Below are 17677 nucleotides of genomic sequence, written 5' to 3'. Positions count from 1 at the left end.
CCGGACCACCGTTCCCGGCGGAGCAACCCGTTGGCGTTCACTGGTGCGGGAGGAGAGCATGACCCTCATATGGCTTGGTATGCTCCTTGTTTTTGGCGGCGTGCTCCAGATGGCGTATCAGCCAATCTGGCGAGGCCGATTCAGCGGTGGAAGGTGGCTTCGCTCCGGGCGTGACACGCTGGAACCTGAAAGACCGGGTAGCGGCTTCGGCATCAAATCGAATTGGCCTGGACTTGTGATGGTCGCGCTTGGCGGCGCTTTCTTGCTGGCCGGAGCTGCCATCTGAGTTGGACGAATGTCTCTGGCGTTGCCCGTTATCTAGCCCCGCCATCTGCTAGAGCCATGTCTCTTCTTGGCCCGACGCCGCCTGTAATGGACGGGCGGACCATGTCCGCTCTGCCCGGAAAGTACACGGCCTAGAGCGCGATGAGATTAGGTTGAATCGTCATCGCGCTCTAGCTTGTTGTCAAAGCATGATCTTTTCGGAAAACCGCTTCGCACTTTTCCGGATCATGCTCTAGTTGGCCGAAGGCGCCCATGCCACTGATTTGCCCGACGGCGCAAGCTCCCTTCGCAAAAATATTTCGCTTTATCAGAAGTTCAACTCAGTGTATGGTCTTCCCGTCTCACCCGATCGAGGGGCGCTTCGCGGTCGTCACGAACGCGGCGTGAGATGCGGTGGACGCCGATTGCGCAACTGACGAGTGCGCATGAAGCGGACGGTGAAGTCGTGTGGTCCCGACGCCCTAGTGGCAGGTGTCTCCCGCGAGATGCGAAGCATCTTCGCGAGACGGTGACAAACAAGCCAAGTCTCGCCGGGGAGAGCACGAAGTAAGCCGTAGCCCATCGCGCAGGGAAAGCCGGGTTGCTCCGGTTACACCTGTGGTCCTACCCCCGTGCTTTCTACAATTGCACGGGGCCCATGGGTGCGATCGGCGCCCGGCTTTCCCTGCGCCCTCTGCTTTCAGAGGGCGGAACGAAGAGCAAGACTCGGACGATTCATGTCGCGAGAACGCGGAGCTGAGCCCCACCCATACCTGTCGTCGCTCACCACCGGGTCGCGCGAATGCGCGCCCGATGACAGGCTCCGGCGGGCGATTCAGTACGCCGCGGCCTCTCGGCTCAAGCACTGCTGTCTCTGGAATACTGGATCACCGCATGCGCGGGTGATGACACCGAACAAGCTGTCTGACAGTTGAATCAGAACTCACTCCGCCGCCTGCTCCCGCAGCCGCTGCGCATACACATTGATGATCAGCGCCGCGAGCAGGATCAGGCCGCGGATCAGGATCTTCAGGAAGCTGTCGATATTGACGTGGTCGAGGCCGTTGTTGAGCACGCCGAGCACGAACAGGCCGACGATGGTGTTGCCGATGCCGCCGCGGCCGCCGAACAGGCTGGTGCCGCCGACCACCACGGCTGCTATCGAATCCAGCAGGTAAGTGTCGAACTCGTTCTGCTGCGCGCTGCCGAAATGCGCGACGCCGAGCATGCCGCCGATCCCCGAGCAGACCGCCGAGATCACCATCACGCTGCCGAGGATGAGCTTGACGTTGAGGCCGGCAAATTCCGCGGCCTCGCGGTTGCCGCCGACCATGTAGACGTAGCGGCCGAACCGCGTGTAGGTCAGCACCAGATGCCCGCCGAGCAGCATCACCGCGGCGACGATCACGATCCAGGGGATGCCGCCGATCGAGCCCGAGCCGAGCGTCGTAATCAGCGGCGGCACCTTGTAGGCGATCTGCCCGCGTACCAGCAGCGCCGAGACGCCGGCCGCGATCTGCATCATGGCCAGCGTCATGATGAAGGAGGGGATGCCGATCATGGTCAGCCCCAGCGCGTTGACGAGGCCGAGCAGCGCGCACAGCGCCAGCGCCAGCAGGATCGCGACCAGACCCGGCATCGGGACGTTGGCGATGTTGACGTAGGATTCCTGCAGCGTGAAGTACGCCACCGCAATGCCGGTGACGTTGGCGATGCTGGCGATCGACAGATCGATCTCGGCGCACAGGATCACGAAGGTGAGGCCGACCGCGATGATGCCGGTGACCGACACCTGCGTGAGGATGTTGCCGAGATTGTCGATGGTCGCAAACGACGGACTTGCGATCGCGAAGAAGCCGCTGAGGAAGATCAGCGTCAGGAACGGTGCGATGTTGCGCATCTGCGAGCGCAGGAACGGCGCCAGCCCGCGCGGCCGCTTGTGATCCGCAGGCCTCGTCGCGCTGTCACTGCTCGCCATCATGCCTCTCCATCACGCGGCCTCCAGCAGCCGATCCTTGCTGACCGCTTCGCCTGCGAATTCACGCACCACCGCGCCGCGCTTGAGCACCAGGATCCGGTCGGCCAGCGACAGCACCGTCTCCGGCTCGCTCGACAGCACGATGATCGCCAGTCCCCTGGCGCGGAGATCGCGCACGATATTGATCACGTCGTTCTTGGCGCCGACGTCCATGCCGCGGGTCGGCTCGCACAGCACCAAGAGGCGCGGCGGGTAAGCGAGCCATTTCGCCAACGCGACCTTCTGCTGGTTGCCGCCGGAAAGCATGCCGAGATCGAGGCCGACCACCGGCGGCCTGATCTGCAACTGCTCGACCTGGCGCTGGGCGATTGCACGCTCGCGCACCGGCTTGAGCAGCAGCGCCGAGATCCGATCGAGGATGCTGATCGAGATGTTCTTGTAGACCGGCTCCTGATGGAACAGCATGGCACGGCGGCTCTCCGGCACCAGCGCGACGCCGGCCCGCCGCGCCGCCGCGGTGCTGCGGAAGATCTTCGCTGCGCCATCGACAACAAGCGTTCCGCCGTCCGGCCGGAGCTTGCCGAACAGGATGCGCGACAGCTCCAATTGTCCGCAGCCCATGAAGCCGTAGATACCGAGCACCTCGCCGGAGCGGGCCTCGAACGAGACGTCCTGCAGGCTGCGGCGGAGCGAGAGCTGATCGACCTTCAGCACCACCGAGCCGGCGCCCGACTGCGGGAGCATGAGGTCGTCGGTGTAGCTGTGCTCCAGCGCTTCGCCGCCGCGGCCGATCATGGCCTCGATCAGCGCCCCCTTGGTGGTGTCTGCGGACGCGGTCTCGGCGATCTTCCGTCCGTTGCGGAACACGGTCACCACGTCGGAGACCCGCAGGATGTCCTCGATGAAATGCGAGATGAAGACGATGCTGGTGCCTTCGTCACGGAGCCTGTGCAGCGTCGCAAAGAGACGCTCGACCTCGGGCGGGGAGAGGGCGGAGGTCGGCTCGTCCAGGATGATGATGCGCGCGCCGGAGAACAGCACGCGGGCGATCTCGATCAGCTGCTGCAACCCGATCGGCAGGTCGCCGAGCCGCGTCATCGGATCGACGTCGATGCCAAACCGGGACAGCTGCTCGCCGGCCTCGCGTGCCATCCGCCGCCATTGCACGACGCCGAGGCGGTTGGTCGGCTGGTTGCCGAGGAACACATTCTCGGCGACGGTGAGGTCAGGCGCGACGCTGAGCTCCTGATGCACCATGCCGATGCCCGCGGCATGCGCGTCGCGGGTGGAGCGGAAGCGGGTTTCCTTGCCGTCCAGCGTGAAGCGGCCGGAGAACTCCGGATGCACGCCGGCGATGATCTTCATCAGTGTGCTTTTGCCAGCGCCGTTCTCGCCGACGAGACCATGGATCTCGCCGGCGCGCAGCGCGAAGTCGACCCCACGAAGGGCTTCGACACCGCCGAAGGCCTTCGTGATCTGGTTCAACTCGAGGATCGGGGAGCGTCCCTGCGACATGAGGGCCGCTCAGATCAGGAAGTGATCCTCCATCCATTGCATGCCGGCGGCGTTGGCCTTGGTCACGACAGGACCATCGGTCACGACGTTTTTCGGAATGCCCTGGCCGCTCTTCTCGCCGCCGACCACGGCGGCGACACCCGCAACGATCGCGCCGCCATGGATGCGGCAGGACGGATTGCGGACGGTTGCGAACATGCGGCCTTCGCTGACCGCCTGGATCGCCGGCGGCATGGCGTCGACGCCGCCGATCAGGATGTTGGTGCGGTTGCGCGCCTTCATGATGTTGTAGGCCGCGAGCGCCATGTCGTCATTGTGGAAGAACGCGGCGTCGATCTGCGAATATTTCGTCAGATAGGTTTCCCAGAGCCGGGCGGTCTTGGAGACGTCCCAGTCGGCGGGCTGGGTATCCAGCACCTCGATGTTGGGGAACTGCTTGATGACCGAGTTGAAGCCCTTGGCGCGGCCCTGCGCGCCGGTGTGGCCGAGCGCGCCCTGGGTCATGATGACCTTGCCCTTGCCGCCGATCGCGTTGCACAGCGCCTGCGTCACCGAGGCGCCCATGAACTCGTTGTCGGGGGCGAGGAACGAATGGACGTTGATCTGATCGAGCGGAGCAATCAGCGTATCCATGTCGATCACGGGGGTGCCGGCGTCGATCATCTTCTGCACCGGCTGGGTCAGCGTGCCGATGCCGAACGCCTGGATGGCGACGAAATCCCATTTCTGCGAGGCCATGTTGTCGATCGCGGCACGCTGCTTGACTGCGTCGAGCTGGCCGTCGAACCAGGTGACCTCGACGTTGAACAGCTTGCCCCAAAACTCGGCGGCCTGTTTGCCTTGCGCGCACCACGTCGCCTGCAGTCCGGCGTTGGAGAATGCGGCCTTCAGCGGCTTTTCCGAACGCCCCATTTCGGCCGCGAGCGCGGACGTCACGCCCATTCCGCCGAACAGGCCGGCTGCAGCACCGCCTGCTGCCGCCATTTGCAGAAGATCGCGCCGCGTCGTCGACGCCTTGTCCATCCCCTTGTCGATTCCTGGCATTGTTTGCTCCCTCTTCGTTTTTTCTCTCCGTCGGCGTCAGTTGCACGCGCCGCGGATAAAGGGAGTGTGTCACAATCGGAACGGAGACGCTACGCCCTGTCGTCCACGAGATGTTTCTGCTGCAGCACGATGGCTTCGATGTCGCGGAGGAGGTTGTGCCACGCAACATCGATGTCCGCAGACCATTTCTCGCCGAGAATGTCGCGCAAGCAGTCCGCGATCACGGCGAAGAATGCGACGAACAGTTCGCGCGGCGTTCCAGCGCATGATCCGCCGAAGTGTGTGCGGTTCGGCGATCAGATCATGCGCCGATTCATAAGATTAGCGCGCGATCGGGCGCAAAAACCGGTCCCCACTTTTGCTGATCGCGCGCGCGTCGTGCGAGAAGACCTCCGATTCGATCAGGCGAAAATGTCCGCGGCGTTCGCCCGCGAATCGAGGATGGCTTCGATCGCCAGCTGCAGCATCGAGCCTTTCACCGGCTCGCGCCCTCGTTGCGAAACATCGCCTGTGCCTCGGGATGTTCGCGAACCAAGCGACGATAGACGAGCGGTGTCAGATCATCGCGAGCCTCGGCTGCGAGTTCAAAGCTGCGTTCGATTGGATTGGACGATGACGTCATAGCGGATTGCGATCATCACATAAAAAAAGAGCAGGGCTCCAAGCCCTGCTCTAAAAATTGTGTCGACCCTATTTGCCCCAAAAATTCGATTTGATCTTGATTGATGGGGTGACGCTGCTTGTGCGCGTCGGGCTCCTCCCGAGACTTGGACCACCAGGACTAACCTCGCGGCTGGCCTGAGGCCGAATTGGTAGACCATCTTTCCAGGCTTGTCACCATTTTCGGCAACGATTGTTCAAATTTCGAGCAATTTGCGAAATGATTGGGATGGTGCCACTGCCGGTTGCGGAAACGGACGGAAAACACGTGACGGGGTAAGGGGATACGACGGGCCGCGAAGCGGCCGTGACGCAGGTGTCGCGCTCGGTCATTTCCGTCGGCCGGAAGAAGCCGGGTGTGTCCGCGATCTCGACTTCCGACGGCTATGGTGGTTAGTTCCGTGTCGGATGGGTTTTGCGATGCGCCGGCGGCTGAAGAATTTTCTGCCCATAGTCCTGGTTGCCCTGCTGGTGCAGATTTTTGCACCGATCGGGGCCTGCTGGGCGGCGAGCCTTGTCGCGTCCGATCCGCTTGCGGCCGCCGCCATCTGCCACGGCAATGCCGGCGCCGGAGCCAGCCAGGGCGACCAGACCGGTCATGATGCCCATGACGGCTGTTGCTCCGCGTGCAGCGTGCTGCAGACCGGTGCGCCGGTTGATAGTCCGCAGATCGCGGCTCAAGCCGTCGAACGCCAGCCGAGCCGGATCGCCTGGCACGATTTCGCCTCCGAGCTCGGTCGTTCGCGGGCCGGCCTCTCTGCACAAGCCCGCGCGCCACCGCTGTTTTCCTGACGACGTTCTCGCTGCCGGTGCGCGTCCCGCGCCGGTGAGTGCCCTTGAGCAAGCCGGCCGAAGGGCCGGTGTCAGGATTCATCCATGTTTCGGTTTCAACCGCGGGGCGGGGTCAGTGCGCTCATGCTGGGCGCGGCCTTTTCCACCATCACCTGCTGGGCGAAGGCCCAGACGGTGCTGCCTTCCGTCACGGTCGAGGCGCCCAAGACGGCAACGCGAGCCAAGCCGGCAGCGCCCAAGCCGCGCGCTCGAGCGGTATCCGCCCGGCGGCCACCGAAGCTGGCGGCAGCGCCGACCGCGGCCGCGGCCCCAGCACGCAGCGAGAGGACGGGGGAGACGCCTGGAGCGACCCGCGACGGTTTGAACCGGGCGCCCGCCGGCCAAACGCAGACGACCATCGACCGCAGCCAGTTCGACAACCGACCGTCGTTCTCCGTCGCGGACGTGTTGCGGGACAGTCCCGGTATCTCGATCAAGCAGGGCAACGGGCCACGTGATTTCGGCATTTCGATTCGGGGATCGAATGCGCGGAACGGCTTCGGCATTCGCAACCTCGTCATCTTCGATGACGGTTTCCCGGTCACCCAGCCCGACGGTCTGTCGCGTAGCGATCTGATCGATCCGCACGCCTATGGCGCGATCGATGTGGTCCGTGGGCCCTCATCGGCGCTCTACGGCAATTACGCGACCGGCGGTGCGTTGAATTTCCGGACCCGGCCGGGCGGCACGATTGACGGTGTCGAGTATGGCGTCGATGGCGGCAGCTTCGGCTACCTCAACAACTATCTCACCGCGGGCAAGAAGGTCGGCAATTTCGAGGGCTCGCTGTTCGCGAGCGACGCACGCGGCGACGGCTATATCGGCAACAGCTGGTTTAATACCCAGACCGTCAATTTCCTCGGCACCCTGCAGGTCACGCCGGACGACCGTTTCACGGTGAAGCTCATCAACAACGACCTCACCGCCCGACTGCCGATCCGCTCGTCGCTCAATCAATTCTACCAGAACCCGTTCCAGCAGGGCTGCACGACCGGCGCGACCGCCGCGCCGGGATGCGGGACCGTGAATTTGTTCAACAACGGATTCAATGCGGCGGCAGGGACCGACAAGGAAACCGCCGTCCAGGCGGGCCTCGGGCGCGACGACCGCCGTACCATCGTCGGCGGCCGCTGGGAGCACGATTTCGACAACCAGACCACCTGGCGAAACCAGTTTGTCTTCGACGACCGCAATATCAGCCAGCCGACGGGATCAACCAGCGCGATCGGCGACTTCCCGTCCTACAACTACATGAGCGACGTCGTCAGACGCGGCGAACTCTTCGGGATGGATTCGACGGCCTATTTCGGCGGCTTCTACAACACGCTTACGGCCTCGAGCGACACGCGTAATGTGATGCCAGGCGGAAATGCGACGCTTGGAAGCCTGTCCAGCAATCTGTTCAGCACGACGACGAATTACGGTCTTCGTGCACGCGAGGAACTCAAGCTCACCCCCGCGCTGACGGCTGTCGCGGGTATCGGCTGGGAGACCACCAATCTCACAGGTCGAAACACTGCTTATAGCTACACCGGTGCGGCCGGCGCTACGACCACGGCGATCACGACTGCGGATCGGCAATTCCAGAACACCGCACCCGAGCTTGCGTTGCTCTACCGGTTGAACGGCGAGTGGCAATTCCGCGGGCGCGTGGCAACGGGATATGGCACACCGCAGGTCAGCAACCTGTTCGTCCTGCCGGACGGCACCTCTGGCAACAACACCCAGCTGCGGACGCAAAAGAACCTCGGTTACGACGTCGGAACCGACTGGACGCCGAACAATGCGGTCAAGGTGAGCGTCACCGGGTTCTATGAGTTTTTCCGGGACGAACTGGTCTCCCAGGCAACGCCGCTCGCGGGCATCTCCTACACGTTCAATGCGCCGCGGTCGGAGCATCGTGGTGTTGAATTGGCCGCCGACTGGAAATTCCTGCCGGGCTGGCGGTTCTCGGCCGCCTATACCTATCTCGACGAGGTCTACACGGAATACGTCGAGAACATAACGAACGGCACGGTGTTCAGCTTCAATCGCGCCGGCAACAAGATCCCCGGCATTTCGCCGAACGAGCTCACGACGCGGCTGGGCTACGACCAGTTGTCGGGTCCGTTCCAGGGACTCGGCGGGTTCGTCGAAGTCCAGTGGAAGGACAGCTTCTTTATGGACAACGCCAACCTCTTGAGGGCGCCCGGCTACGAACTCGTCAACCTCAACCTGCACTACAAGACCGATCTCGTCTCCGATTCATTCAAGTCGCTGAATCTGTACGTCGAGGTCAGGAACGTCTTCGATCGGACCTACGTGGCGTCGGCGAACAACATTGCAAATTCGGTGACCGCGGCGGGCATTCAAAATCCCGCGAGCGTACTGGCGAACACGACCAACTCGATCTATGCCGGATCGCCACGTGCTTTCGTGGCGGGCATGAAGATTGCGTTCAAGTGAGGAGCGCATCGATGACATATCGCAAACCCGCGGCTCTGACGGTGCTGGCAACGCTCCTGCTTGCAGCCTCGCCGAACCCTGCCATCGCACAGATGAGCCACCAGCACGCCTCCGAAGCGGCCTGCGAAGACACCCTCCTGCGCTGCGCGACCAAGGTCACTCCCGCCTTTGGGCCGGATGGCACGTTGTGGTTGGCATGGATGGCCGGAGACGAGATCTCGGTCGCGAGCTCAAGGGATCAGGGCAAGAGTTTTTCCACGCCGGTGCAGGTCACCCGGGAGCGACTTAATCTGGATTGGGGGCCGGACGCACGGCCGAAGCTTGCGGTCAATCGGAAGGGGGAGATCGCGTTGGCCTTCTCGATCTTCCGCGATCAGGCCTTCAACGGGCAGGTGTTGACCACGCGCTCGACCGATGGCGGGCGCAGCTTTGATCCGCCGAAACCGATCACCGCGAACAATGAAAGCCAGCGGTTCGAGGCGATCGGCTTCGATCCTGCCGGCGCCGTGTTCGCGGCCTGGCTCGACAAGCGCAACCGTGTGCCGGCACAGCAGCGTGGTCAGAAATATGACGGCGCCGGATTGTTCTTTGCGACCTCGAGGGACGGTGGCGCGACCTATTCGGACGCGCAGCTTGCCACGGACAACACCTGCGAGTGCTGCCGTCTCGGCCTGGCGTTCAATGGCGCAGGCCATCCGGTGGTCGTGTTTCGGAACATCTTTGAAGGTGGCGTGCGCGACCACGCGATCGTCACATTCACCGATCTGGCCACCCCTGGCGAGGTGCATCGCGTGAGCCGCGACGACTGGCAGATCGCGGCATGTCCGCACCATGGTCCCAGCCTGACCATTTCGCCCGCAGGAACCTACCATGTGACGTGGTACACCAACGGCAAGGCGCGCAAGGGATTGTTCTACGCACGGTCGCGCGACGACGGGAAAACCTTTTCCAATCCGCTTCCGGTCGGTCAGCCGAACCGAAGCCCGTCACGGCCGCAGATCATCGCTGGGCCGCAGGGGCTTGTGATGGCCTGGAAGGAGTTCGACGGGCAGAAGACATCGATCAATCTGATGACATCGCACGACGACGGAGCGACATGGTCGAAGCCCGCTGATATCGCCGACACCGCCGACAGCTCCGACCATCCGCTGCTCGTCTCGGACAGCCGGCAAACCTACCTGTCGTGGATGACCAAGGCCGACGGCTACCATTTTCAAGCGATCGAGGGCGAACCATGAAACGTCAGTTGCTCGCTGCTCTTGTCCTGCTCGCAACGCTGCCATCCGCACTGACGGCGGGCGAGGGCGCGCCAAAGCCGTTCGAACGCGGCAGCTGGCAAAAGCTGCTGCATGCGCATGCCGGTCATCCGACCCTGGTGCATTTCTGGGGTGTTACCTGTGGACCATGCAAGGTCGAGCTGCCGCAACTCGGCCAGTTCATGAAGGATCATCCTGATATCGACGTCGTCACGATCAGCGCGGATCTGGTTCCTAACCTTCCGGAGGCGACGCGATCGATGCTGGATCATGCCGGGCTCGGGTCGGCCGAAAACTGGATTTTTGGCGACGGCTTTGCCGAGCGGTTGAGATTTGAGATCGATCCGGCCTGGCAAGGCGATATCCCGCGAACCATGCTGCTTGCCCGTGACGGCACGATCACGACGATCGAAGGATCGGCTGAAATTGCCGATCTGAACAAATGGTCTGACGCTCAGGCAGCAACAATCCGATAACACTGCAACTTCAACCTGAAAGGAATCCACCCAATGAAGATGCTCTCCCGCATCCTCGCTCTCACAGCGCTGACCGCTGCACTCGTGGCTACGTCTGCGCGCGCCGAGGACGTCAAGGCCGGCGACCTCGTGATCACGCAGGCGTGGACGCGGGCGACGCCGAACGGTGCCAAGATCGGCGGCGCCTATCTGACGATCGAGAACAGGGGGACGTCGCCCGATCGGCTGATTTCCGGCTCTGGCGATGTCGCCGGCAAGATCGAAGTCCACGAGATGTCGATGGACAACGGCGTGATGAAGATGCGTGCGCTCGACAAGGGACTGACCATCGAGCCGGGCAAGACGGTGAAGCTTGCGCCCGGCGGCTATCACCTGATGATGTTCGACCTGAAGAACCCGTTGAAGCAGGGCGACAAGATGCCGGTCACGCTCGAGTTCGAGAAGGCCGGCAAGGTCTCGGTCTCGCTGGATGTGCAGGCTGTCGGCGCGCAGGCTCCGGGGGGCGGCGATCATTCCGGTCATGGTGACCATTCCGGTCACATGGACATGAAGAAGATGTGAGGGAGCCATGCGATCATACACGCTCCTGATAGCCACGGCGGCGCTGTTCGCAGCATCGCCGGCGATCGCCCATGTCACGCTTGAAGGAAAGCAGGCGGCGGTCGGTTCGTACTACAAGGCGGTGTTCGCCGTGCCGCATGGCTGCGCGGGATCGGCGACGATCAAGGTCCGCGTGCAGATTCCGGAAGGCGTGATCGGGGTGAAGCCGATGCCGAAGCCCGGCTGGACTCTCGATATGGTCACCGGCAAATACGCCGCCGAATACGACTATCACGGTGCCAAGCTCTCCGAGGGCGTGAAGGAAGTGGCCTGGAGCGGTGGTAAGCTCTCCGACCAGAACTACGACGAGTTCGTGATGCAGACGTTTCTCACCGATACGTTGAAGTCCAACACCACGCTGTATTTTCCCGTCGTGCAGGAATGCGAGCAGGGCGTCAGCCGCTGGATCGATATCCCACCCGACGGGCAGGGCGGCGGGCACGACCATGGCAGCAAGACGCCGGCGCCCGGCGTCAAGCTGCTGCCGAAGTCGTAAGCCATGCGGCGGGTCGCAGGTCTTGTGATCGCAAGTCTTGTGCTCAAAAGTCTTGCCGCGCTGCTCGTGGCGCTGTGCCTTGCAACCTCGGCCCAAGCGCATGCCGTCCTGATCGGCACTGAGCCGGCGGACGGCAGCGTGCTGACGGAAGCGCCGAAGACGGTGGTGCTGCGCTTCAACGAAGCGGTGGCGCCGACCGCGGTCAGCCTGCTCGACGCCGCGGGCAAGCCGCGCGACGTCGCGATCCGCGCCGCCGATGAGTCGGTGGTGGTGACGCTGCCGGCGGGCCTTCCGCAGGGCACGCAGGTGGTCAGCTATCGCGTGGTGTCGCAGGATGGTCATCCGGTCGCCGGCTCGTTGCTGTTCTCGATCGGCGTCGTCACCGGCTCTGCGGCGCCAGCTGGCGACGGCGTGCTCCATTTGCTGATCTGGCTGGCGCGGCTCGGACTCTATCTGGGGCTGTTTGCCGGCGTCGGCGGAGTGTTCTTTGCCGCCTGGATCGGGCAGGGCCCGGCAGGCGAGCGGCTGATCATGTGGTCGCTGAAGATCGGCCTTGTCGGCGCGATCGCCTCGCTTGGCTTGCAGGGCGTCGACCTCTTGAGCCTGCCGCTCTCGGGCATCCTGACATGGGCAGCATGGGCCAGTGCCGCCGGCACAAGCCTGTTTCCGGCTCTGCTGCTAGCGATTGCGGCGATGTTGATCGCGGCGATTGCCTGGCGTAGCCCGTCGTTCAGCGCGGCGTGGATCCGCACCGCGATCGCAATGATCTGTGTCGGGTTGTCGTTCGCGGTCAGCGGACACGCCGCCACCGCCTCTCCGCAATGGCTGACGCGGACCGCATTGTTCATCCATGGCGTTGGCCTGGCGTTTTGGATGGGCGCGCTGGCACCGCTGGCGGTGCTTGCCTGGCAGCGCAAGGATTCGCTGCTCCGGGTGCTGCGGCAGTTTTCGACGCTTGCGGTGCCGGTCGTCGCAATGATCGCCCTGTCGGGCCTGGCGCTCGCGGTCGTTCAGCTCGAGAGTTTTCGCGCGCTGATCGACACCGGATACGGCAACATCCTCGTCGCGAAACTTTTGCTGGTGCTGCTGCTGGTTGGCCTCGCTGCGCTGAACCGCCTGGTCTTCACGCCGGCCATCGCGCGCGAATTCCACCGGACGCGGCCGCTGCAGCGCTCGATCGCGCTCGAGTTCGTGCTGATGATCGCCGTCCTCGGTCTCGTCGCACTATGGCGCTTCACGCCGCCGCCGCGCGTGCTGGCGATGTCGACCGATGTTCCGCTGGCGGTCCACATTCACACCGATGCCGCGATGTTCCAGGTGCTGATCGCGCCGGGCAAGGTTGGGCAGAACGACTTTGTGCTGCAGCTGATGAACGGCGATGCCAGCCCGTTCACCGCCAAGGAGGCGACGTTGACGCTGAGCCTGCCCGAGCGTGGCGTCGAGCCGATGGAACGCGCCGCCGCGCTCGCTCCCGACGGCTATTGGCACGTGCGCAAGGTGCCGCTGACGATCCCGGGCCGCTGGCACATGCAGATCGATGCCCTGGTGACCGATTTCAGGAAAGTGACGGTGGAAGACGATTTCGAGGTCAGGTAAAGCCGCGGTCAGCGTGCTCGGCACTTCGGCGGGACGCATTTCGTTCAAATGGCCGAAAATCGCCTGATTTGAAGGGTCTTTCTTATTTGGCGGCCTTGTGTTTTCACACCCGATCCGGTTTCACTGCAGCTCTTCCCACGCTTTCCTGATTCCCGAGTAACGCCATGCGATTGTCGCGGTTTTTCCTGCCCATCCTGAAAGAAAACCCGAAAGAGGCGGAGATCGTCTCGCATCGGCTGATGCTGCGCGCGGGCATGATGCGGCAGGAGGCGGCCGGCATCTATGCCTGGCTGCCGCTTGGCTTCCGGGTGCTGAAGAAGATCGAGCAGATCGTTCGCGAGGAGCAGGACCGCGCGGGTGCGCTCGAACTCCTGATGCCGACGCTGCAGCTCGCCGATCTCTGGCGTGAAAGCGGCCGCTACGACGCCTATGGTCCGGAGATGCTGCGCATTCTCGATCGTCACAAGCGCGAGCTTTTGTACGGGCCGACCAACGAGGAAATGATCACGGAGATTTTCCGCTCTTACATCAAGTCCTACAAGAATCTGCCGCTCAACCTCTACCATATCCAGTGGAAGTTCCGCGACGAACAGCGTCCGCGCTTCGGCGTGATGCGCGGCCGCGAATTCCTGATGAAGGACGCCTATTCATTCGACCTCGACGAGGCCGGTGCGCGGCGCTCCTACAACAAGATGTTCGTCGCCTATTTGCGCACCTTTGCGCGGATGGGCCTGAAGGCGATCCCGATGCGGGCCGAGACCGGCCCGATCGGCGGCGACCTCAGCCATGAATTCATCGTGCTGGCGGAGACCGGCGAGTCCGGCGTCTACATCAATCGAGATGTGCTGGACCTGCCGGTGCCGGGCGAGGACGTCGATTATGACGGCGATCTCACGCCGATCATCAAGCAGTGGACCTCGGCCTATGCTGCGACCGAGGACGTCCACGAGGCTGCGCGCTTCGAACAGGAAGTGCCTGAAGCAAAGCGACTGAACACCCGCGGCATCGAGGTCGGGCAGATCTTCTATTTCGGCACCAAATATTCCGACACCATGAAGGCGATGGTAGCCGGTCCCGATGGCGTCGACGTGCCGATCCATGGCGGCTCCTACGGCGTCGGCGTGTCGCGTCTGGTCGGCGCGATCATCGAGGCCTGTCACGATGACGCCGGTATCAAATGGCCCGAAGCAGTCGCGCCGTTCCGCGCCGCGATCCTCAACCTCAAGCAGGGCGACGCGGCGGTCGATGGCGCCTGCGAGCAGCTCTATCGCGAGCTCTCGGCGAAGGGCGTCGACGTGCTCTACGATGACACCGATCAGCGTGCCGGCGCCAAGTTCGCCGCGGCCGATCTGATCGGCATCCCCTGGCAGATTCTCGTCGGACCGAAGGGGCTTGCGGACGGCAAGGTCGAGGTGAAGCGTCGCAGCGACGGTTCGCGCGACAATATGAGTCCCGCCGACGTCGTCGCGAAGCTCGCAGGTTAAAGTTTATTCACACCGCGCTATCGGCGGGGTAATCCGGCCACATTTGGTCCGAATCATGGGATTATCGACAGATGGATGAGACCATGAACGAGCCAGTCCGCACCCCGCCTTTTGCGCCATTCGAATGGCTGCTGTCCGGACGCTATCTGCGCGCTCGCCGCAAGGAAGGGTTCATCTCGGTCATCGCCGGCTTTTCGTTCCTCGGCATCATGCTCGGCGTTGCCACGCTGATCGTGGTGATGGCCGTCATGAACGGCTTCCGCAAGGAACTGCTCGACAAGATCCTCGGCCTCAACGGCCACCTTCTGGTGCAGCCGCTGGAATCGCCGCTGACCGACTGGAAGGACGTCGCCGACCGCATCAGCCAGGTCCAGGGCATCCGCCTGGCCGCGCCGGTCGTGGACGGGCAGGGGCTGGGATCATCGCCGTTCAACGCGGCTGGCGTCTTCATCCGGGGAATCCGCGCCGACGATCTCAACAATCTCACCTCGATCGCCAAGAACGTGAAGCAGGGCTCGCTCGAGGGCTTTGACGAGGGGCAGGGGGTTGCGATCGGTCGCCGGCTTGCCGATCAGCTCTCGCTGCACGCCGGTGACATGATCACGCTGGTCTCGCCGAAGGGCGCGGTGACGCCGATGGGCACCACGCCGCGCATCAAGCCGTACAAGATCACGGCGGTGTTCGAGATCGGCATGTCGGAATACGATTCGACCTTCGTGTTCATGCCGCTTGCCGAGGCGCAGGCCTATTTCAACCGCAACAACGACGTGTCCTCGATCGAGGTGTTCACCACCAATCCGGACAGGATCGACACCTATCGCAAGCTCGTGACGGAGGCGGCCGGCCGGCCGGTCTTCCTGGTCGACTGGCGGCAGCGCAATTCGACCTTCTTCAACGCGCTGCAGGTCGAACGCAACGTGATGTTCCTGATCCTGACCATGATCGTGCTGGTTGCTGCGCTCAACATCGTCTCCGGGCTGATCATGCTGGTGAAGGACAAGGGCCAGGACATCGCGATCCTGCGCACCATGGGCGCGTCGCAAGGCTCGATCATGCGGATCTTTCTGATTACCGGTGCGTCGATCGGCGTGGTCGGAACATTGACCGGATTCGCGGTCGGCATGCTGATCTGCCTGAACATCGAATCCATCAGGCAGTTCCTGTCATGGCTCACCAACACCGAGCTGTTCTCGCCCGAGCTGTACTTCCTCTCCAAGCTGCCGGCTGAGGTCGATTTCGGCGAGACGCTCGCCGTCGTGATCATGGCGCTGACGCTGTCTTTCCTGGCGACGCTCTACCCGTCGTGGCGCGCCGCGCGCCTCGATCCGGTCGATGCGCTCCGGTACGAGTAAGGAGCGCACATGGCGGAGGGGGCGGAAGACGTACCGGTCGTCTATCTTCATGACATCAAGCGGGAATACCGGCAGGGCGAAGCGACGCTGACGGTCCTGAACGGCGCCAAGCTTGCGCTGTGGCCCGGTCAATCGGTGGCGCTGGTGGCGCCGTCGGGAGCGGGCAAGTCGACGTTGCTTCACATCGCGGGCCTGCTGGAAAGCCCCGATGACGGCGAGGTCTATGTCGCGGGTACGCCGACCTCGCAGATGTCCGATGTCGATCGCACGCAGATTCGCCGTTCCGATATCGGTTTCGTCTATCAATCGCACCGGCTGCTGCCGGAGTTCTCGGCGCTCGAGAACGTCATGCTGCCGCAGATGATTCGCGGCCTCAAGCGCTCCGAAACCGTGAAACGATCGACGGAAATCCTGTCCTATCTCGGGCTCGGCGATCGCATCTCCCATCGTCCCGCCGAACTCTCGGGCGGCGAACAGCAACGCGTGGCGATCGCGCGCGCGGTTGCCAACGCTCCGCGTGTGCTGCTTGCGGACGAGCCGACCGGAAATCTCGATCCGGGCACGGCCGACCACGTCTTCAACGCGCTGATGCAACTCGTCAAGGCGACCCGGGTTGCGATGCTGATCGCGACTCACAATCTGGATCTCGCCGCGCGGATGGATCGCCGGGTGTCGCTCTCGAACGGGCAGATCGTCGAGCTCGAATAGAGCGCGCGAAGAGGGTAATGGTTCGCGTCAAGAAAACGCGTCAAGGCAAGGAACTTGAAGGCGTTTCCGTCTGCTTCAATCGAACGGAAAAGGCTTGCCCTCAGTAAGCCGGGCGAGGCCGTCGGCCAGGCGCCGTCGGCCGACGATCGATCGGCGGCCCGGCATAGTAGGGGTTGTTGATGCAGATCGCCGCGAGGCCGGATGCCGATGCGCGGCATTGCTCCATCGACGTGTAGCCGCAGTCGGTATCCTCACCGCCCCAGCGGTAGTTGGTTTTGCAGACCGGCGAGGTCGAATCGTATTTCTGGGCGCTGGCTGGCGCGCTTGCGACGGTACCCAGGGCCAGTAGTGCCAGAATCAGGCTGCGCATCAGAATCTCCAATTGATCAGGCGCCAGTACGGCTGACGCTGAGCGTCCGCGCCAATAGGCCCCCGCGTGCGGGCGCGCATCAACTCACATTCCCGCGCCGGTCGCGCCGCGTCGGGCGGTCAGTGGATGAAGAGGTCGAAGAAATTGCCCTCACGGCGATCCCGCGGAGAGACATGAAGATAGGAGCGCGGGTCGTTGTCGCCGGCATAATAGGGATTGGCGATGCAATTCTGCCCGATGCCAGAGGCGGTGGCCAGGCACGCCTCGTAGGACGGATACGAGCAGTTGCTCAGACCGGGATAGCGGTCGCCCTGAATGCAGAACGGGTAGCGCACGCCGACGGCGTGCGCGGGCTCTGCACCCTGAGTGGCGAGTGCGACCACAGACGCCACAGCGGCAAAAATCATCGTCCGCATGTGCATTCCTTTTGCTGCGCAGATTCGATCCCGGCGACGATCCAAATCGGACAAGCCGGTCCGGGTCAACACGAATACGGGCAGCTGCGCACGCAGATTTGAATTGTGAAAATTCTGCGGCAACTATGTGGCAAAAGTTCCAGAAAGCGCTTGTAATACAGTATTAACTTACAATTTGAGCGAAGT

The 17677-nt window shown here is 63.1% G+C and carries 16 protein-coding genes and 1 pseudogene; 11 read left to right on the top strand and 6 right to left on the bottom strand.

Features of this window, described 5'->3' with window-relative positions:
- Nucleotides 1-58: 58 nt before the first annotated feature.
- Complete coding sequence (locus ABIB78_RS15855) at nucleotides 59-286, top strand: hypothetical protein (RefSeq protein ID WP_429026015.1); 228 nt, start codon at nucleotides 59-61, stop codon at nucleotides 284-286.
- Between the two features lie 921 nt (nucleotides 287-1207).
- On the opposite strand, the gene ABIB78_RS15850 is transcribed toward ABIB78_RS15855, so the two are convergent.
- The 4 genes and pseudogenes from ABIB78_RS15850 to ABIB78_RS15835 form a co-directional block, all read right to left on the bottom strand.
- The gene (locus ABIB78_RS15850) at nucleotides 1208-2242 is read right to left on the bottom strand and encodes an ABC transporter permease (RefSeq protein ID WP_429026012.1); all 1035 of its coding nucleotides are present in this window, start codon (nucleotides 2240-2242) and stop codon (nucleotides 1208-1210) included.
- Between the two features lie 12 nt (nucleotides 2243-2254).
- Nucleotides 2255-3757, bottom strand: coding sequence for a sugar ABC transporter ATP-binding protein (locus ABIB78_RS15845; RefSeq protein ID WP_429026010.1), 1503 nt, complete (start codon nucleotides 3755-3757; stop codon nucleotides 2255-2257).
- 9 nt (nucleotides 3758-3766) lie between these two features.
- The gene (locus ABIB78_RS15840) at nucleotides 3767-4801 is read right to left on the bottom strand and encodes a sugar ABC transporter substrate-binding protein (RefSeq protein WP_429026008.1); all 1035 of its coding nucleotides are present in this window, start codon (nucleotides 4799-4801) and stop codon (nucleotides 3767-3769) included.
- A 371-nt stretch (nucleotides 4802-5172) separates the two neighbouring features.
- Nucleotides 5173-5402, bottom strand: a pseudogene (locus ABIB78_RS15835) (globin); the annotation flags it as partial.
- A gap of 479 nt (nucleotides 5403-5881) precedes the next feature.
- Between ABIB78_RS15835 and ABIB78_RS15830 the strand changes: the two are divergent.
- The 10 genes from ABIB78_RS15830 (at nucleotide 5882) to ABIB78_RS15785 (ending at nucleotide 16705) form a co-directional block, all read left to right on the top strand.
- Nucleotides 5882-6253 carry a DUF2946 domain-containing protein gene (locus ABIB78_RS15830; protein WP_429026007.1) on the top strand — a complete coding sequence of 124 codons (372 nt, stop codon included), beginning with the start codon at nucleotides 5882-5884 and terminating at the stop codon, nucleotides 6251-6253.
- 84 nt (nucleotides 6254-6337) lie between these two features.
- The gene (locus ABIB78_RS15825; protein ID WP_429026004.1) at nucleotides 6338-8737 is read left to right on the top strand and encodes a TonB-dependent receptor family protein; all 2400 of its coding nucleotides are present in this window, start codon (nucleotides 6338-6340) and stop codon (nucleotides 8735-8737) included.
- Nucleotides 8738-8748: 11 nt separating this feature from the next.
- Nucleotides 8749-9975 carry an exo-alpha-sialidase gene (locus ABIB78_RS15820; RefSeq protein ID WP_429026001.1) on the top strand — a complete coding sequence of 409 codons (1227 nt, stop codon included), beginning with the start codon at nucleotides 8749-8751 and terminating at the stop codon, nucleotides 9973-9975.
- Nucleotides 9972-10469, top strand: a complete 498-nt coding sequence (locus ABIB78_RS15815; RefSeq protein WP_429025998.1) for a TlpA family protein disulfide reductase — start codon at nucleotides 9972-9974, stop codon at nucleotides 10467-10469. The genes ABIB78_RS15820 and ABIB78_RS15815 overlap by 4 nt, the downstream gene beginning before the upstream one ends.
- A gap of 33 nt (nucleotides 10470-10502) precedes the next feature.
- Nucleotides 10503-11030, top strand: coding sequence for a copper chaperone PCu(A)C (locus ABIB78_RS15810; protein ID WP_429025995.1), 528 nt, complete (start codon nucleotides 10503-10505; stop codon nucleotides 11028-11030).
- Nucleotides 11031-11037: 7 nt separating this feature from the next.
- Nucleotides 11038-11565 carry a YcnI family protein gene (locus ABIB78_RS15805; RefSeq protein ID WP_429025993.1) on the top strand — a complete coding sequence of 176 codons (528 nt, stop codon included), beginning with the start codon at nucleotides 11038-11040 and terminating at the stop codon, nucleotides 11563-11565.
- Between the two features lie 3 nt (nucleotides 11566-11568).
- Nucleotides 11569-13161 (top strand): copper resistance CopC/CopD family protein, encoded by a 1593-nt coding sequence (locus ABIB78_RS15800; protein WP_429025991.1) that lies wholly within the window; start codon nucleotides 11569-11571, stop codon nucleotides 13159-13161.
- A 164-nt stretch (nucleotides 13162-13325) separates the two neighbouring features.
- Complete coding sequence (gene proS, locus ABIB78_RS15795) at nucleotides 13326-14645, top strand: proline--tRNA ligase (protein ID WP_429025989.1); 1320 nt, start codon at nucleotides 13326-13328, stop codon at nucleotides 14643-14645.
- Nucleotides 14646-14716: 71 nt separating this feature from the next.
- Entirely contained in the window at nucleotides 14717-15997 is a 1281-nt protein-coding gene (locus ABIB78_RS15790) for a lipoprotein-releasing ABC transporter permease subunit (protein WP_429025986.1), read from the top strand.
- A 9-nt stretch (nucleotides 15998-16006) separates the two neighbouring features.
- Complete coding sequence (locus ABIB78_RS15785; RefSeq protein WP_429025983.1) at nucleotides 16007-16705, top strand: ABC transporter ATP-binding protein; 699 nt, start codon at nucleotides 16007-16009, stop codon at nucleotides 16703-16705.
- A 100-nt stretch (nucleotides 16706-16805) separates the two neighbouring features.
- Here ABIB78_RS15785 and ABIB78_RS15780 read toward each other — a convergent pair whose 3' ends face one another.
- Together ABIB78_RS15780 and ABIB78_RS15775 are read right to left on the bottom strand one after the other, a co-directional pair.
- Nucleotides 16806-17075: a DUF3551 domain-containing protein gene (locus tag ABIB78_RS15780; RefSeq protein WP_429025981.1), complete on the bottom strand. Its 270-nt coding sequence runs from the start codon at nucleotides 17073-17075 to the stop codon at nucleotides 16806-16808.
- Nucleotides 17076-17194: 119 nt separating this feature from the next.
- Nucleotides 17195-17491, bottom strand: coding sequence for a DUF3551 domain-containing protein (locus tag ABIB78_RS15775; RefSeq protein ID WP_429025978.1), 297 nt, complete (start codon nucleotides 17489-17491; stop codon nucleotides 17195-17197).
- Between the last annotated feature and the right edge of the window lie 186 nt (nucleotides 17492-17677).

Origin of the sequence: Bradyrhizobium sp. I1.14.4, from assembly GCF_050435825.1 — a bacterium.
Taxonomy (GTDB): Bacteria; Pseudomonadota; Alphaproteobacteria; order Rhizobiales; family Xanthobacteraceae; genus Bradyrhizobium.
This window is presented reverse-complemented; position numbering and strand designations above follow the sequence as displayed.

Bases quoted from the DNA above. Each gene is read 5' to 3' on its own strand.
- ABIB78_RS15855 (WP_429026015.1), top strand. From the start codon at position 59: ATGACCCTCATATGGCTTGGTATGCTCCTTGTTTTTGGCGGCGTGCTC.
- ABIB78_RS15850 (WP_429026012.1), bottom strand. From the start codon at position 2,242: ATGGCGAGCAGTGACAGCGCGACGAGGCCTGCGGATCACAAGCGGCCG.
- ABIB78_RS15845 (WP_429026010.1), bottom strand. From the start codon at position 3,757: ATGTCGCAGGGACGCTCCCCGATCCTCGAGTTGAACCAGATCACGAAG.
- ABIB78_RS15840 (WP_429026008.1), bottom strand. From the start codon at position 4,801: ATGCCAGGAATCGACAAGGGGATGGACAAGGCGTCGACGACGCGGCGC.
- ABIB78_RS15830 (WP_429026007.1), top strand. From the start codon at position 5,882: ATGCGCCGGCGGCTGAAGAATTTTCTGCCCATAGTCCTGGTTGCCCTG.
- ABIB78_RS15825 (WP_429026004.1), top strand. From the start codon at position 6,338: ATGTTTCGGTTTCAACCGCGGGGCGGGGTCAGTGCGCTCATGCTGGGC.
- ABIB78_RS15820 (WP_429026001.1), top strand. From the start codon at position 8,749: ATGACATATCGCAAACCCGCGGCTCTGACGGTGCTGGCAACGCTCCTG.
- ABIB78_RS15815 (WP_429025998.1), top strand. From the start codon at position 9,972: ATGAAACGTCAGTTGCTCGCTGCTCTTGTCCTGCTCGCAACGCTGCCA.
- ABIB78_RS15810 (WP_429025995.1), top strand. From the start codon at position 10,503: ATGAAGATGCTCTCCCGCATCCTCGCTCTCACAGCGCTGACCGCTGCA.
- ABIB78_RS15805 (WP_429025993.1), top strand. From the start codon at position 11,038: ATGCGATCATACACGCTCCTGATAGCCACGGCGGCGCTGTTCGCAGCA.
- ABIB78_RS15800 (WP_429025991.1), top strand. From the start codon at position 11,569: ATGCGGCGGGTCGCAGGTCTTGTGATCGCAAGTCTTGTGCTCAAAAGT.
- proS (WP_429025989.1), top strand. From the start codon at position 13,326: ATGCGATTGTCGCGGTTTTTCCTGCCCATCCTGAAAGAAAACCCGAAA.
- ABIB78_RS15790 (WP_429025986.1), top strand. From the start codon at position 14,717: ATGGATGAGACCATGAACGAGCCAGTCCGCACCCCGCCTTTTGCGCCA.
- ABIB78_RS15785 (WP_429025983.1), top strand. From the start codon at position 16,007: ATGGCGGAGGGGGCGGAAGACGTACCGGTCGTCTATCTTCATGACATC.
- ABIB78_RS15780 (WP_429025981.1), bottom strand. From the start codon at position 17,075: ATGCGCAGCCTGATTCTGGCACTACTGGCCCTGGGTACCGTCGCAAGC.
- ABIB78_RS15775 (WP_429025978.1), bottom strand. From the start codon at position 17,491: ATGCGGACGATGATTTTTGCCGCTGTGGCGTCTGTGGTCGCACTCGCC.